The following is a 14,780-nucleotide window of genomic DNA, read 5'->3' as shown; positions in this document are numbered from 1 at the left end:
TTCGGCGACATCGGAGTCGGGACTTCGGAGAAGATCCGGTCATGTCGACGTCCCCAGCCCCGCCATCGGCTGAGTGCTCGAGGAGTCAGAGTCGTCGATGCTCATAGTGATCCTGCTGGTGGTCGTGGCGGCGGTCGCTGCTGCACTCTGGTGGCGGCGCCGGAACAGGACACTCACAGCCGACGAGGCGGTGGCAGTCGAAGCTCTGGCCCGCTGGACGGCCGCGGTCCGTGCGGACGTAGCAGCAGCGCGGCGGCCTCATCCCTGTAGAACGCGCGGGCGTCGTCGGACTTGATGGCCAGGAGGGTGTAGACATGGGACCAGGAGATCCGGGTAGCGAGGTCGGCCACTGTCTCGTGGTCGGGGAAGAGGCGCGCGAACTGCACCATCCGGCTCAGATTCGACTGGTCGAACCCGGCTCCGAACCTGGCGCTCAATTCTTGGGACAGTGTCCCAAGAATCTGCCTGCCGTAGTCGGCACGCCCGTCGCGGAGCGAGTTGATCGAGATCGCGCGGCCGACAAGCCAATACGTCATCGTGAGCGTGGTGTTGACGCGGACTGCCGCAACGCGGCGGCCGTCCTCGACGATCCCGACGACGTAGTCGAGGAGAGCCGCCTCGTCGCGGGGGACGTCGTCTCTAGGTACCAACTCGCTCATGACAGCCCTCCCTTAGCTTCGAGATTCTTGGCTCGCTGAGCCACCAATTTGCCTGGCACCACCGACAACGGGATCACTTCGAGTCCCGGGCGGACTGCCAGTCGGTGTATGTCCCGTGGGGGAGAATCCCCTAACGCTCCACCGTGTGAAACCGCAGGTCAGCCTGCGGTTTCTGTCATTTCGCCGATCCTTAGGTCCCGGGCGTAGGTAAATCACCCTCCATGCAGCCGTCATTCAGTCCGGGACGTTCGAGTCGGTTACTCACACGTAGAGTGACCGAAACGTCCCGGACTATCGCGGGGCGTCGGCGACATCAGCGACCGGGTGCCCGTGGGGCACGCGTGACCCCGCGCCGGAGGGGATCGTTCTTGGTTCGTGAGACGGCGACTCGGGATGCTGGTGGTGCAGGCGGCGGTGGTGGCGACGCTCGCCGGATGCGGGGGACACCATGCTGCCCCGACACCCGACCCCATTCCCGCGGCGAGCCGGGCTCCGGCGTACGACGGGACGCTCCCACCCGCCCAGGCCGCGATGGCCCTCGTGCCGGCGGCGGCGACGACGCTGACGGTGACCGACTACGACGAAGTACGCCTCGAGCTGGGGATGACCCAGGTGAGGGGCGGGTCGTCGCAGACCGCGGAGTTCTGGAGCCGTACGCCGCGCCTCGCGGTGCTCAGCGCCGGGCTGCTGCGCCACGTGGACGCCCAGCTGCAGGCGGGCTACGGCTTCAGCCAGGCCGACGTGGTCTGGGAGGCCGACTTCCACGGCGCCGACGTCGACGGGTGGGTCCTGCGGCTGCGCAACGGCATCGACATGGCGAGCGTCCAGCGGGCCGTGCGGGCCGGCGTCGGCCCCCTCAAGGGCGCCCGCGTCGACGCCGCCCATCACCTGGTCAGCCGCCACGCCGCGGTGCCCGGCCAGGAGAACTGGGCCGCGCAGCCGGGCCTGGCCGAGCTGGTGGGGGACCGGTCGCTGGCGACGTACGTCCAACGCGGCTGCCTCGAGGGCGACACCCGCGGACAGCGGCTCGCGCCCCTCGACGCGTACGCCGTCGAGTTCGGCGGCACGCTCGCGACCGTGCGCCTGGGTGCTGACCGGGACGACCTCTTCGCGCGGATGAGGCTCGGGACGTCGCTGCCGGAGTTCGCGCGGGTCTTCCGGCGCGGGGTGGCGGACCCGTCGTCGGGCCGGATCGGGTTCGAGATGAACGGCCCGGCGGCCGCCGCCGATCTGACGCTGCGCCACCGGCTGCCGTTCGCGGTCTGCGCCGACTGACCCCAACCTCCGGGGGACCGCGCTGACTGCGTCGCGGAGCAGGGTGCGACGTACCCTGGAACCGCCATGTCGACGTCCTCGCCCGCCCCCGCGCTCCGCCCCTGGTCCCGGCGGCTGTGGGGTGCCCACGCGGCCATGGTGGTCGTCGTCGCGGCGGCGATCGCCCTCGGCCTGTGGCAGTACGGCGTCAGCCAGCAGCACAAGGTCGACCAGATCGCGAAGCTCGCCCATGCGACGCCGCGACCGCTGACCGACGTCATGGGCGGCAACGACGCGTTCCCCGGCGACCATCTCGGCCGACCGGTCGTCGTCACGGGTCGCTGGCTCGGCCAGGGCACCGTCTACGTCTCCGGTCACACCCACGGCGGGCAGCACGGCTACTGGGTCGCCACGCCGCTGCGCGTCGACGGCACGGCCTCGGCCATCTACGTCGTCCGCGGCTGGACCGCGGACCCCGCCACGGCGCCGGCGGCGCCCAGCGGAGCCGCTCGGCTCGTCGGCTGGCTCGAGCCGGGGCAGCAGGCCGACAGCACCGACACCGCAGACCTCTCAGCCACCTCGACGGGCTCGGCGACCCAGGCGCACGGGCCCGCCGTCGTACCCTCGCTCGACATGGCGGCGCTCATCGACGAGGTGGACGTCGACCTCTTCAGTGCCTACGTCGTCGGCGCCGACCACCAGGCCGACTGGCCCGCCAGCGCGAGCCCGGTCAACGACGGCAGCCGGGGCCTCGTCGACGTCGCGGCGCCCGCGCTGCCCAAGGCCGACGCCACGACCGGCCTGCGCAACTTCCTCTACGCCATCGAGTGGTGGCTCTTCGCCGTCTTCGGCCTCTACGTGTGGTGGCGCTACGTCCGCGACGTGACGCGGGTGACCGAGGACGCACCCCGCGAGGACGACGAGGGGGCTCCTGAGGGAGACGCTCAGGAAGACGCCGTACGCTCAGACGCGTGAAGGCCGCGCTCAACGCTTATAAGGTCATCGCCACGATCGTGGGCTGTCTGCTCATCGTCCTCGTGGTGATCGGTGTCCCGCTCGAGTTCCTCTCCGCGGACGGCAGCGGCGCGAAGAGCGCAGGCAACTTCCTGACCGAGTACGTCGGCATCGCCCACGGCTGGCTCTACATGGTCTATCTGGTGACCACGTTCGTGCTCTCGCGCCGGGCGCGCTGGGACGTGCCGTTCACGCTCGTGACGCTGATCTGCGGCACCATCCCGTTCGCGAGCTTCTGGGCCGAGCTCCGGGCGATCCGCCACACGCAGGCGAAGCACCCGGAGCCCGTCAGCGCCTGAGGCGCGACCCGGTCAGTTCAGCGGGTCGCTGAGCGGGTCGCCGTGCGGCTTCTCGGGGTCGGTGAACTCCGGCTGCGGCGTGGGGGCCTCGGCGACCGGGCCGTCGTCCATCACCGGACGCGCCGGCGGCGTGGCCGGGGCCTGCCAGGCACCCTGACCGCCGCCCATCGCCTTGCGGGCGAGGACGCCGGCGACCGCGGCGACCAGGCCGATGCCGAGCAGGGTGAACAGCCGCAGACGGCGGCGACGGCGCTTCTGCTTCGCACCGGTGAGCTCGTCGGCCTTCTGCGCGGCGAGCTCCTTGGCCTCGTTGGCCTTGGTGGCGGCGTACGCCGCCCCACTGGCCACCAGCGGGAGGCCCTTCGTCTTCGCCTGGTGACCGGCCTCGCCGGCGACCTCGCGGGCCTTCACGCTCGCCTCGCTGAGCGCCGGCTTCGCGGTCGACTCGACGAATTCCTCGACGTGGTCCTTGGCGGAGGCGAGCGCTGCGGAGACGTGGGGCTTCACCGTCTCGACGTAGTCCGCGGCCTGGTCGCGGAGATCCTTGGCGGTCTCGGTGAAGGTCGTCGTCTTCGAGCCAGTCATGAGCGGGAGTCCCTTTCGGCTTGCTGCGCATGGGAGGATTCATCGCGCGTCCTACGTGAGCAGTACGGCGGTACCCGCCAACCTACCTCGCAAACGAGGCGCAGGGTCCGGGCGAAACGGCCCGGGCAGTACGACACCCGCGAGATAGAAGGGCAGTCATGGCTGACCAGCAGGCCATCCTCCACACCAACAAGGGCGACGTCCGCATCACCCTGTTCCCGAACCACGCTCCGGAGACGGTCGCGAACTTCGTCGGGCTGGCGAAGGGCGAGAAGGCCTACGACGCCGGCAACGGCAAGACCGGCCCGTTCTACGACGGGCTCAACTTCCACCGGATCATCGACGGCTTCATGATCCAGGGCGGCTGCCCGCTCGGCACCGGCACCGGTGGCCCGGGCTACACCTTCAAGGACGAGCCGCACCCCGAGCTGGTCTTCGACAAGCCGTACCTCCTCGCCATGGCCAACGCCGGCCCTGGCACCAACGGCTCGCAGTTCTTCATCACGGTCGCGCCGGCCACGTGGCTCAACTTCAAGCACACCATCTTCGGCGAGGTGGCCGACGAGGAGTCGCGGAAGGTCGTCGACACCATCGCGACGGTGCCGACCGGCCCGGGCGACCGTCCCGTCGACCCGGTCGTCATCGAGTCGGTCGAGATCGTCGAGGCCTGAGCGCCCACCGCTCGACACCCGCGTGAGCACCAGCCCGCAGCCTGCGCCCGGGGTGCCGACCTGCTATCGGCACCCCGGCCGCGAGGCCTATATCCGCTGCCAGCGCTGCAACCGGCCGATCTGCCCGGACTGCATGAACGCCGCCTCCGTCGGCTTCCAGTGCCCCGAGTGCGTCCGTGAGGGCCGCGCCACCCAGCGCGCCGCCCGGACGACGTACGGCGGCCTGCGTCCCACCGACGCCTCGTTCACCACGCTGGTGCTCATCGCGCTCAATGCCGTCGTCTGGCTGCTGATCAACCTCACCGGAGGCAACGGCAGCAGGCTCCTGAACTGGCTGGAGCTCAGGCCCCGGGGCGTGTGTCTCGACCAGTTCGGGCGGGGCTTCCTCGCCCAAGGCCTGAGCTGTCGCCCCGGCGAGACGATCCTGCCGGGCGTCGACGGCGGCGCCTACTGGCAGCTGGTGACCTCCGGGTTCACCCATGTCGCGATCTGGCACATCGCCTCGAACATGTTCTTCCTCTATCTCGTCGGGCCCCAGCTCGAGACGCTCTTCGGCCGGATGCGCTTCCTGGCCCTCTACTTCATCTCGATGCTCGCGGGATCCGCCCTCGTCTACTGGGCGGCGCCGGAATACCAGTCGGCCATCGGTGCCTCCGGCGCGATCTTCGGGCTGATGGCTGCGCTGTTGGTCGTCTCCGTGAAGCGCCATGCCGACCTGCGACAGATCCTGGTCCTCATCGCGATCAACTTCGCGATCACCTTCGCCATCTCCGGCATCTCCTGGCAGGCGCACGTCGGCGGCTTCGTCGGCGGTGCACTCACCGCGGGCGTCCTGGCCTATGCGCCCGCCGGCCCCCGTCGTACGCCGGTCCAGGCAGGCGGCCTGCTCTGCCTCGCCGTCGTGGTGGTGCTTCTCATCGCCGCACGCAGCCTCGTCCTCGCCTGAGACGCGCGGGTCTCTCGCCACATGGCCCAGCGTGGCCAGCGCGCTGACGCCCGGCCATGCTCGCGGGATGCCACGTCCTGTCACGCCACGACCCGCCATGACCGGGGTTATCCACAGGCTTGGAAATCCACATCTGTGGACACAGATGTGGAGAACTACACCGGTGTAGTTCTCCACAGAGTTATCCCCCAGTGTGAAGAAACCGTCCCGCTCCACACCGGCGTGCGTGTCGCTCTCTGCTTGGCAATACCCAGAAATGGGGATCGGCGCGACCCCGAAGGATCGCGCCGATCGCCGACAGACGGGGACGGGCTCACTCCCACCGCGTGGCGTAGGCGAACCCGACCGCCATGAAGGCGATGCCGACGATGAGGTTCTTCTGGCCGAGGTCGTTGAAGACCCAGATCTTGTCCAGCTGGTCGTTGCTGAAGATGTAGAAGACGCAGATCCAGATCAGGCCGATGAGGAAGCAGCCGAGCATGCCGACGACGACGCCGCGGCCGCGACCGAGCGGTGTCTTGGGATGGGCGGCGACGAAGAGCCCGAGGAAGAAGAGGACGAAGCCGATCAGGTAGTTCCAGCCCTTGAGGTCGGCCATGAAGCTGATGCCGGTGTACTTCCCGCCGACCTCGTCCGGGCGGACGGCGGCGTAGTAGTAGGCGATCCAGGCGATCCCGAGGACGATGAGGAGCAGCGCGACAGCGAACCGCGGCGTGAGGACCGGCTCTCGTTCGACGTCGAGCGCGCTCTTCGAGAGCTTCAGCTTGGCCACGGGTGATGCTCCTGTTCGAAAGGGTGGAATCTGCCGCATACCCTAATGGGCGTGACCCGAGGATCCCACGCACGGCCTGAACCCGAGGCGCCCGCACCGCGGGACCGCAGCGCGGCCGTCCGTCGGGCGTGGCGGATCGGGACACCGGTCGTCATCCTCGTCTGCGGTGGGCTCATGGCCGTGAGCGCCGTCAACAGCCACGGCACCGACCTGCGCCCCGGTCGCTACACCGACATGGCCTCGCTCGCGCAGAGTGAGCGCGACCGCTACCAGCGGCTCGAGAACCGTGTCACCGACCTCAACGACCAGGTGGACCGGCTCACCAAGGCCGTCCCCGACGCCGAGGTGCGCCGCTACCAGCGCAAGGTCGCGAACCTGGAGGATCCCGCCGGCCTGACGCCGCGCTCGGGGCCGGGCATCTCGGTGACCCTCAGCGACGCGCCCACGGAGATGATCAACGACACCGACCTCGACCCGAACCTCCTGGTCGTCCACCAGCAGGACATCCAGGCGGTGGTCAACGCCCTGTGGAAGGGCGGCGCGACCGCGGTGACCATCGCCGGCAAGCGGATCATCAGCACCACCGGGATCAAGTGCTCCGGCAGCACCGTTCAGCTCCAGGGCGTGCCCTACCCGCAGCCCTACACGATCAAGGCCGTCGGCGACCCGACCACCCTCAGCGCCGCGCTCGAGGGTGACACCTACCTCCAGATCTACCGGCAGCAGGCCGCCGACCCCCGCATCGGGATCGGCTGGAAGGAGCAGGTCGAGGACGCCGTCACGGCGCCGGCGTACGACGGCCTGCTCGCGCTCCACTACGCGCAGCCGATCACCGCCGGCTGACGACCGACGCGGCAGGTCCCGCCCGAGACGACCGAGGGTCGGTGCCCGTGATGGCACCGACCCTCGGCCGTGGTCGACCTCCAGCTCAGGGGCTGGGCGGCGTGCTGCTCGGCGGAGCGCTCGACGAGGCACCGCCGCTGGGGGACGGGGGCGGGGTGCACGTCGGCGGGTTGCCGGGATCGGGCGAGGCCGGGACCGTGATCGAGGCCGACGGGTCGGCCGGATCGGGCAGCGTCGTGGTCGTCGGACAGGCCGGGAGCGGCTCATAGCTCGACACCCAGATGACCACCTCGGTGCCCTGCGGCTGGTTCGTGCCCTTGGGGGACTGGTCGGTGACCGTGCCCTTCGGCTTCTTCGAGCTGCTGTCCGGGGTGACCTTCGGGACGAACCCGGCGTCGCGGAGGATCTTCTCCGCCTGCTTCTCGGTCTTGTTGATGACGTTCGGGACCTTGTGCGGGCCCTTGGAGACCTTGAGCTGGACACTCGTGCTGGGACCGCTGGTCACGCTCGTGCCGGCGCTCGGGTTGGACTCGAGGACCTCGCCCTTGGGCCGGTCGGAGTCGACCGGATCGACGGTCACCTTGAAGTTGTAGCCCGGCCCGGTGAGCACGGAGCGCGCCGACCGCAGCGACGACCCGACGACATCGGGCACCGAGACGTCCGGCAGCCCCGTGGACACGACGATCGTCACGATCGAGCCGGGGTCGGCGTACGCCCCCTGACCGCCCTCGGGGTCTTGGCTGATGATCTTCCCGGCGGCGACCGTCTGGCTGGACTGCTGGGACGAGCTCACCTCGAGGTCGTTGGCGCCGAGCAGCTTGCGCGCCTGGGCCTCGGTCTTGCCGACGACGTTGGGCACCTCGACCTGGTCGGGCGCGGAGTCGAAGAGCTTCGGCATGAAGAACGCCCCGACGGCGACGAGCGCGAGGACGATCAGGCCCAGCAGGACGAGCAGCCAGGTGCGCGGCCCGCGCTCCGGCTCCTCCTCGACGGGAGTGCCGGCGGCGCTCGCCCCGGCCAGAGGTACGACGGCCGTGGGCGCGCCCCCACCGCCGTCGGTGGGCGCCGGCGCAGGAGGGACGACGGCGTGGACCGGTCGCCCCGCGAGGTAGCGCTCGATGTCGTTGCGCATCTCCGCCGCCGACTGGTAGCGGTCCTCGACCCGCTTGGCCAGCGACTTCATCACGATGGCGTCGACCTCGGGCGGCAGCGCCGTGTCGTGGTCGGACGGCGGCTTCGGCATCTCGCGCACGTGCTGGTAGGCGACCGCGACCGGCGAGTCGCCGACGAACGGCGGCCGGCCCGTGAGCAGCTCGTAGAGGAGGCAGCCGGCGGAGTAGACGTCGGAGCGGCTGTCGACGGTCTCGCCGCGGGCCTGCTCGGGGGAGAGGTACTGCGCGGTGCCGACCACGGCGGCGGTCTGCGTCATCGCGGAGGAGACGTCGCTGATCGCCCGGGCGATCCCGAAGTCCATCACCTTCACGTCGCCCGTCGGGGTGAGCATCACGTTGCCGGGCTTGATGTCGCGGTGGATGATCCCCGCGCGATGGCTGTAGTCGAGCGCCGAGAGGACGTCGGAGGTGATCTCCAGCGCCCGCTCGGGCAGGATCTTGCGGCCCTCGCGCAGGATGTCGCGCAGCGTCCGCCCGGCGACGTACTCCATGACGATGTAGGGCTGGCGAACCTCGCTGCCGCCCTCGATCCTGACCTCCTCGCCGGTGTCATAGACGGCGACGATCGCGGGGTGGTTCAGCGAGGCGGAGGACTGCGCCTCGCGCCGGAACCGTGCCTGGAACGTCGCGTCGCTGGCGAGGTCGGTGCGCAGGCGCTTGATCGCGACGGTCCGACCGAGGCGGGTGTCGGCGCCCTTGCGGACCTCGGCCATCCCGCCGCGGCCGAGGAGTTCCCCGACCTCGTAGCGGCCGGCGATGAGAGTCGGCTCTGGCTGGTTCATGGCGTGCTGTCCCTCCCGGCTGCGCCCTGGTCGTCGTCCGAGAGGTCGAGATCGGGAGTCGTGGAGGCGTCGGACGACGAGCTCGCCTCGGGACTGGAGGTGTCCGACGGGGACGGCGACTCGGACTCGGTGGGGGACGGAGTCTCGGTAGGCGTCGGGGTGTCGGTGGGGGTCGGGGGCGCACTCGTCTCGGGGGCAGAGCCGTAGTAGCGCACCAGGATCGTGTCGCCCGCGCTGAGATGGCGGGTGGGGTCGAGGTCGCTGACGGTGTCGGCGACATGGCTGCCGTCGTTGTCGACGACCTCGGTGGTCGGCTTCAGGTCCATGTTGCGGAGCTCGGCCAGGACGTCGTCGACGTTGCGACCGACGTACTGGCTCTCGTCGAGGTTGAACGTCTTCTTCTCGGGCTGCTTCGACGCCTTCTGGGTGGGCGACGCCGGGGCCGAGGTCGGGCTGGTGGTGTCGGACGGGGTCGTCGGAGTGTCGCTGTTGCCGTTGACGAAGCTGATCAGCCAGATCACCGCGATGATCGCGAGGACGAGCAGCGCGAGCAGGACGATGTTGAGCGGGTTCTTGTACCACGGCCGGTGCTCGTCGGGCTCGGCTGCCGGGACGCGCCCGGTGTTCCCGTTCCCGGCCCCGGAGGTCGCGGCACCTGCCCCGACCGAGGGGAGTACGGCGGTCGCCGGGCCCTCCTCGGCGTCGCCGTCACCCGTGGCCGCCGCCGCGGCTCCGGCCGCGGCGATCGCACCCGCGGCGAGAGGGCCCCCGATGACCGGCAGGGTCGCGGAGGTGTCGGTGCGGATGGTGCCCAGCCCGCGGAGTGCCGCGGTGAACGCCGCGGCGTCGGGGTAGCGCTCCTTCGGGCTCTTCGAGAGCGCCTTCATGACGACGGCGGCCAGGTCGGCCGGGACGCTCTCGGGCAACGGTGGGACCGGGTCGTGCAGATGGGCGATCGCGGTGGCGACCGGCGTCTCCTTCTGGAACGGCCGGTAGCCGGCGAGGCACTCGAACGCGACCACGCCGAGGGCGTAGACGTCCGAGGCGGGCGTGGCGGTCTCGCCGCGGGCCTGCTCGGGGGAGAGATACTGCGGCGTGCCCATCACCTGGCCGGTGCTGGTGATCGCGCTCGATGAGGCGGCCCGAGCGATCCCGAAGTCCGTCACCTTCACCTGGCGGTCGGGCGTGACCAGCAGGTTGGCCGGCTTCACGTCGCGGTGGACGATCCCGGCGCGGTGGGCGGCCGCGAGTGCGTCGCCCGCCTGGCCGAGCAGGTCGCGCACGACGTCGGGATCGAGCGGTCGGCCGTCGCGGATCAGGTCGGAGAGCGGCTTGCCGTCGACCAGCTCCATGACGAGGTAGGGACGCATCAGTCCGCTGGCCGTGGGCATCTCGCCGACGTCGTACACCGCCGCCACGTGCGGGTGGTGCAGGGCCGCGGCGTGCCGCGCCTCGGAGTCGAACCGGTGCCGGTTGATCGGGTCGTCGGCGAACTCCGGCTTGAGCAGCTTGATCGCCACGTCGCGGCCGAGGTTGGTGTCGGTCGCGCGCCAGACCTCGCCCATGCCGCCGGTGGCGATGAGCTCGTGGAACTGATAGCGGCCGGGTCGCGCCTGCTGCTCCTGCCCGGGCTGGCCCGGCTGGCCCTGGTGGCTCGGCTGACCGCCCTGCTCGGGCCGGCCGGCCTGCTCGTCGTGCTGGTTGTCGTCGGTCACTGGCCGATCGCCGCCTCGATCATCGACTTCGCGATGGGGGCGCACAGGGCACCGCCCGCGATGTCGTTCCGCGCTGTTCCGCTCTTCTGGACCATGACCGCGACCGCGATCTTGGGGTTCTCCGCCGGGGCGAACGCCGTGAACCAGGCGTACGGCGGCCGGTTCGGGTCGCTCTGGGCCGTGCCGGTCTTCCCGGCGACCGCAACGCCCGGGATCCGGGCCGGCGTGCCGGTGCCGTGGTCGACCACCGACTGCATCATCGTGGTCAGCTGGTCGGCGGTCTTCGAGGAGATCGCGGGCTGGCCGGAGAGCGGCTCGGGGTGGCCCTGGTCGATGACGTCGAGCGAGGCCGAGGTGACCCGGTCGACCAGGTAGGGCTTCATCACGGTGCCGCCGTTGGCGATCCCCGCGGAGACCATCGCCATCTGCAGGGGAGTGGCGGCCACGTCGTACTGCCCGATCGCGGACTGCACGCGGAAGGCCGGGCCCAGCGTGCCGTCGGGGAACCGGCTGGTCGCCTGGCTGAGGTCGTCGAGGTAGTGCTGGCCGAAGCCGAACTTCTCGGCCTGCTCCCGCAGCTGCGCGTCGGTGAGCTTCAGCGCGACCTCGCCGAACGAGACGTTGCACGACCAGTCGAGCGCGGTGGTGAAGCTGACCTTCGAACGGCCCAGGTTGCCGCAGGTGGTGCCGTTCTCGTTGTGCATGTCCTTGTCGGTCTGCGGGACGTCGAGACGGTTGGTGCCGTTGACCAGCGAGTCCGGCGTCATCTTGAGGTCCTCGAGCGCTGCGGCCGCGGTGACGAGCTTGAACGTCGACCCCGGCGGCAGGGCGGTGCGGGTCACGCGGTTCTGCATCGGTCCGTTCGCGCCGGCGCCGTCGAGCTTCTTCCAGGTCGCCGCGGCCTTGTTGAGGTCGTGGGTCGCCAGGTTGTTGGGGTTGTACGACGGCGTGCTGGCCATCGCGAGGATGCGACCGGTGCTCGGCTCGATGGCCACGGCGGCACCCTCGACGTCGGAGCCGAGCGCGGTGAGACCGTTGTAGGCGGCGTCCTGCACCTTCGGGTTGATGGTGGTCTCGACGTTGCCGCCCTCCGGCTCGGAGTTGGTCACCAGGTCGATGAGCCGGTTGGTGAAGAGCCGGTCGTCGTCACCGGAGAGGACGTCGTTCTGCGAGCTCTCGATCGCGGACTGGCCGAACTGGTAGGAGAGGAAGCCGGTGATCGGGGCGTACTCGAACGGCTTCGGGTAGGTCCGCTGCCACTGGTACTGGTCCTTCGACTTCACGCTCTTGGCGATCGCCTGCTTGCCGGCCAGGATCGCGCCGCGCTGCCGCGAGAAGGACGCCTGGATGACTCGCCGGTTGTCGGCGCGGTCGTTGTAGTCGTCGGCCTTGAAGAACTGCACGTAGGTGATGTTGAGCAGCAGCGCCACGAACAGGATCAGGCAGCCGATGCTCAGGGTGCGGATGGGGCGGTTCATAGCTTGACCACCTGCGTCGCGTCGGAGGCGACCTCGTCGTCGGAGGGCAGGGACGGCAGCGGACGGCGGGCCTGGTCGGAGACGCGGAGCAGTAGCGCCACGATCACCCAGTTGGCGACCAGCGACGACCCGCCGTACGACAGGAAGGGGGTGGTGAGGCCGGTGAGCGGGATCAGCTTGGTGACACCGCCGACAACCACGAAGACCTGGATCGCGAACGACGTCGCCAGGCCCACCGAGAGGAGCTTCCCGAAGTCGTCGCGGGAGATGATCGCGGTCCGCAGCCCGCGCTCGACGATCAGGCCGTAGCAGAGCAGCAGCGCGAAGAGCGCCGTGAGGCCCAGTTCCTCGCCGATGGTGGCGGTGATGAAGTCGGAGTTGTTGTAGGGCACCAGGCACGGCTGGCCCTGGCCGAGACCGCGGCCGAGCAGGCCGCCCCAGGCCTGGCCGAAGAGGCCGTTGACCAGCTGGAACGAGCCGCCGACGTCGTTGTAGTGCTCGAACGGGTGGAGCCAGATCTGGACGCGGTTGTTGACGTGGGCGACGAAGGTGCTGGCCGCGATCGCGCCGACCACGAACAGGCCTCCGCCGACGAGGATCCAGCCGCGGCGCTCGGTGGCGACGTACAACATGATCACGAACAGCCCGAAGAACAGCAGGCTCGAGCCGAGGTCGCTCTGCCGGACGAGGATCGCGAGGCTGACCAGCCACATGAGCAGGATCGGGCCCAGGTCGCGGCCACGGGGCAGGTCGATGAAGAGGATCCGGCGGCCGGCGAGCGCGAGCGCGTCGCGGTGGAGGACGAGGTAGCCGGCGAAGCAGACGACGAGGAGCACCTTGGCGAGCTCGCCCGGCTGGAAGCTGAGCGGGCCGAGGTGGATCCAGATCCGGGCACCGTTGATGTCCTTGCCGATGCCGGGGAGCATCGGCAGCAGGAGGAGTACGACGGCCGCCAGCCCGCTGGTGTAGGTGAACCGCTGCAGCATCCGGTGGTCGCGGACTGCCAGCAGCGTCCCGACGAACAGCGCCACGCCGATCGTCATCCAGATCAGCTGCTGGTGGCCGAAGCCGGTGCCGGTGCAGTAGTCGCTGCTGCTCTCGCCCGCGGAGAGGTCGAGGCGATGGATGATCGCCAGCCCGAAGCCGTTGAGCATCGCGACCAGCGGGAGGAGCACGGGATCGGCGTACGGCGCCAGGAAGCGCACCGCGACGTGGGCGCCGAGCAGGAGCAGGACGAGCCAGGTGCCGTAGCCGTAGATGTCGGGCGGCACCTCCTCCTTCACGCCCAGGCCGACCGCGGCGTAGCCGCCGATGCCGACGCAGAGCGAGAGCAGCATGAGGACCAGCTCGGCCCCCCGACGACGTCGGTGGACGAACCCGTTGAGCCCGTTGAGACCGGGGACGAGGCTGCTCATGGCGTCTCCGAGGGGGCCCCGGTGCCGGTGCTGGCTCCCGTGCTGGGCTCGGTGGTGCCGGTGGCCGCGCCGGTGTCGGCACCGACCGCATCGGCCTGGAGGTCGCGGACCTTGTCCCGCGCCGCGGCGAGGCTGTCCTGGTGGAGGCCGTCCTGGACCTCCTGCTGGTAGACGTCGGCGAGCTCGTCGAGGTCGAGGTCGGAGGTCTGGTAGGGCTTGTAGAGGTCGAGACCGAGCAGCGTCGTGTGGACGCCGCGGTAGATCGCGACCTTGCCGTCCTTCTCACCCACGAACCACTGCGTCTGGGTCCACGACCAACCCGCGGCGGCGGCGACCCACAGCACGCCGACCACGGCGAGCACGAGCAGCAGCCGGCGCAGCCACGGGAAGCGTCGCGGCGGGTGGAGGGCGTAGCGCGCCTCCTCCGGGTCGTGGTCGATCGCGCCGGCGGGGACCTCGTCGCCGTCGTCACTGACCGCCTCGAGCTCGCCGGTGTCACCCATCCGGTGGCCGCGGAAGAGCCCGCTGACCGCGCCGAGCGGCAGCTTGCGGCGCAGCTCGGCGGCGGCGCCGACCAGCATCGGCTCGCGCTCCTCCTCGACGGGGGCGTCGGCCGGGACGACGTCGGCGACGAGGCAGGTCACGTTGTCGGTGGAGCCCGCCTCGAGCGCGATCCGGACCAGCTCGACCGCGGCGAAGTCGGGGCTGCCGGTGGCGAGCACGTCGGCCAGCCGGCTGTCGGGCAGGACGCCGCTGACGCCGTCGCTGCACAGCATGATCCGGTCGCCCGCCTGGAGGGGGATGACGAACAGGTCCGGCTCCACATCGCGCATGCCGTCGAGCGCCCGCAGGATCAGGTTGCGGTGAGGATGGACCCGGGACTCCTCCTCGGTGATCCGGCCCTCGTCGATCAGCGTCTGCACGAACGTGTGGTCGTGGGTGATCTGGGCGACCCCGCCGTCACGGAAGAGGTAGGCACGGCTGTCGCCCACGTGGCCCATCGCCAGCCGCTCGCCGTCGAAGAGCGCGACGGTCGCGGTGGTGCTCGTGCCGTTGAGCGAGGGGTCATGCTCGACCAGCTCGCCGATCCGGTCGTGGGCCCGGTGGAGCGCCCCCGAGACCAGGCCGAGGAGGTCCTCCTCCGTGTGGCCGGGGGTGGGCGGCTCGTCGAGCCG

General features: G+C 70.4%; 14 protein-coding genes. 6 read left to right on the top strand and 8 right to left on the bottom strand.

From position 1 onward, the window contains the following. Positions 1–173: 173 nt before the first annotated feature. On the bottom strand, positions 174–659 hold the full coding sequence (locus AB3X52_RS16820; protein WP_367995254.1) for a DUF1016 N-terminal domain-containing protein: 486 nt from the start codon (positions 657–659) through the stop codon (positions 174–176). Positions 660–1,034: 375 nt separating this feature from the next. On the opposite strand from AB3X52_RS16820, the gene AB3X52_RS16815 reads away from it, so the two are divergent. The 3 genes from AB3X52_RS16815 (at position 1,035) to AB3X52_RS16805 (ending at position 3,226) form a co-directional block, all read left to right on the top strand. Beyond that, positions 1,035–1,934: a hypothetical protein gene (locus AB3X52_RS16815; RefSeq protein WP_367995253.1), complete on the top strand. Its 900-nt coding sequence runs from the start codon at positions 1,035–1,037 to the stop codon at positions 1,932–1,934. Between the two features lie 66 nt (positions 1,935–2,000). Beyond that, the gene (locus AB3X52_RS16810; protein ID WP_367995252.1) at positions 2,001–2,888 is read left to right on the top strand and encodes an SURF1 family protein; all 888 of its coding nucleotides are present in this window, start codon (positions 2,001–2,003) and stop codon (positions 2,886–2,888) included. Further along, positions 2,885–3,226 (top strand): DUF3817 domain-containing protein, encoded by a 342-nt coding sequence (locus tag AB3X52_RS16805; protein ID WP_367995251.1) that lies wholly within the window; start codon positions 2,885–2,887, stop codon positions 3,224–3,226. The genes AB3X52_RS16810 and AB3X52_RS16805 overlap by 4 nt, the downstream gene beginning before the upstream one ends. A gap of 12 nt (positions 3,227–3,238) precedes the next feature. On the opposite strand, the gene AB3X52_RS16800 is transcribed toward AB3X52_RS16805, so the two are convergent. Continuing rightward, positions 3,239–3,811, bottom strand: a complete 573-nt coding sequence (locus AB3X52_RS16800; RefSeq protein ID WP_367995250.1) for a hypothetical protein — start codon at positions 3,809–3,811, stop codon at positions 3,239–3,241. A 158-nt stretch (positions 3,812–3,969) separates the two neighbouring features. Between AB3X52_RS16800 and AB3X52_RS16795 the strand changes: the two genes are divergently transcribed. Both AB3X52_RS16795 and AB3X52_RS16790 read left to right on the top strand, forming a co-directional pair. Further along, on the top strand, positions 3,970–4,482 hold the full coding sequence (locus AB3X52_RS16795; RefSeq protein WP_367995249.1) for a peptidylprolyl isomerase: 513 nt from the start codon (positions 3,970–3,972) through the stop codon (positions 4,480–4,482). 22 nt (positions 4,483–4,504) lie between these two features. Then, complete coding sequence (locus tag AB3X52_RS16790) at positions 4,505–5,428, top strand: rhomboid family intramembrane serine protease (protein ID WP_367995248.1); 924 nt, start codon at positions 4,505–4,507, stop codon at positions 5,426–5,428. 313 nt (positions 5,429–5,741) lie between these two features. Here the strand turns inward: AB3X52_RS16790 and AB3X52_RS16785 are convergent, their stop codons facing one another. Then, entirely contained in the window at positions 5,742–6,200 is a 459-nt protein-coding gene (locus AB3X52_RS16785; protein WP_367995247.1) for a cell division protein CrgA, read from the bottom strand. 45 nt (positions 6,201–6,245) lie between these two features. Between AB3X52_RS16785 and AB3X52_RS16780 the strand changes: the two genes are divergently transcribed. Next, positions 6,246–7,043 (top strand): DUF881 domain-containing protein, encoded by a 798-nt coding sequence (locus AB3X52_RS16780; protein WP_367995246.1) that lies wholly within the window; start codon positions 6,246–6,248, stop codon positions 7,041–7,043. Between the two features lie 85 nt (positions 7,044–7,128). On the opposite strand, the gene pknB is transcribed toward AB3X52_RS16780, so the two are convergent. The 5 genes from pknB to AB3X52_RS16755 form a co-directional block, all read right to left on the bottom strand. Next, positions 7,129–8,997, bottom strand: a complete 1,869-nt coding sequence (gene pknB, locus AB3X52_RS16775) for a Stk1 family PASTA domain-containing Ser/Thr kinase (protein ID WP_367995245.1) — start codon at positions 8,995–8,997, stop codon at positions 7,129–7,131. After that, on the bottom strand, positions 8,994–10,712 hold the full coding sequence (locus AB3X52_RS16770; RefSeq protein ID WP_367995244.1) for a serine/threonine-protein kinase: 1,719 nt from the start codon (positions 10,710–10,712) through the stop codon (positions 8,994–8,996). The genes pknB and AB3X52_RS16770 overlap by 4 nt, the downstream gene beginning before the upstream one ends. Beyond that, complete coding sequence (locus tag AB3X52_RS16765) at positions 10,709–12,190, bottom strand: peptidoglycan D,D-transpeptidase FtsI family protein (protein ID WP_367995243.1); 1,482 nt, start codon at positions 12,188–12,190, stop codon at positions 10,709–10,711. The genes AB3X52_RS16770 and AB3X52_RS16765 overlap by 4 nt, the downstream gene beginning before the upstream one ends. Further along, positions 12,187–13,605: an FtsW/RodA/SpoVE family cell cycle protein gene (locus AB3X52_RS16760; protein ID WP_367995242.1), complete on the bottom strand. Its 1,419-nt coding sequence runs from the start codon at positions 13,603–13,605 to the stop codon at positions 12,187–12,189. The genes AB3X52_RS16765 and AB3X52_RS16760 overlap by 4 nt, the downstream gene beginning before the upstream one ends. Then, positions 13,602–14,780: PP2C family protein-serine/threonine phosphatase (locus AB3X52_RS16755; RefSeq protein WP_367995241.1), on the bottom strand; the 1,179-nt coding region annotated here is incomplete at its 5' end. The genes AB3X52_RS16755 and AB3X52_RS16760, both read right to left, overlap by 4 nt.

This window comes from Nocardioides eburneus, assembly GCF_040838215.1.
GTDB lineage: Bacteria > Actinomycetota > Actinomycetes > Propionibacteriales > Nocardioidaceae > Nocardioides > Nocardioides eburneus.
This window is presented reverse-complemented; position numbering and strand designations above follow the sequence as displayed.

Coding starts and splice junctions, on each gene's coding strand:
- AB3X52_RS16820 (WP_367995254.1), bottom strand. CDS start 659: ATGAGCGAGTTGGTACCTAGAGACGACGTCCCCCGCGACGAGGCGGCT.
- AB3X52_RS16810 (WP_367995252.1), top strand. CDS start 2,001: ATGTCGACGTCCTCGCCCGCCCCCGCGCTCCGCCCCTGGTCCCGGCGG.
- AB3X52_RS16800 (WP_367995250.1), bottom strand. CDS start 3,811: ATGACTGGCTCGAAGACGACGACCTTCACCGAGACCGCCAAGGATCTC.
- AB3X52_RS16795 (WP_367995249.1), top strand. CDS start 3,970: ATGGCTGACCAGCAGGCCATCCTCCACACCAACAAGGGCGACGTCCGC.
- AB3X52_RS16780 (WP_367995246.1), top strand. CDS start 6,246: ATGGGCGTGACCCGAGGATCCCACGCACGGCCTGAACCCGAGGCGCCC.
- pknB (WP_367995245.1), bottom strand. CDS start 8,997: ATGAACCAGCCAGAGCCGACTCTCATCGCCGGCCGCTACGAGGTCGGG.
- AB3X52_RS16765 (WP_367995243.1), bottom strand. CDS start 12,190: ATGAACCGCCCCATCCGCACCCTGAGCATCGGCTGCCTGATCCTGTTC.
- AB3X52_RS16760 (WP_367995242.1), bottom strand. CDS start 13,605: ATGAGCAGCCTCGTCCCCGGTCTCAACGGGCTCAACGGGTTCGTCCAC.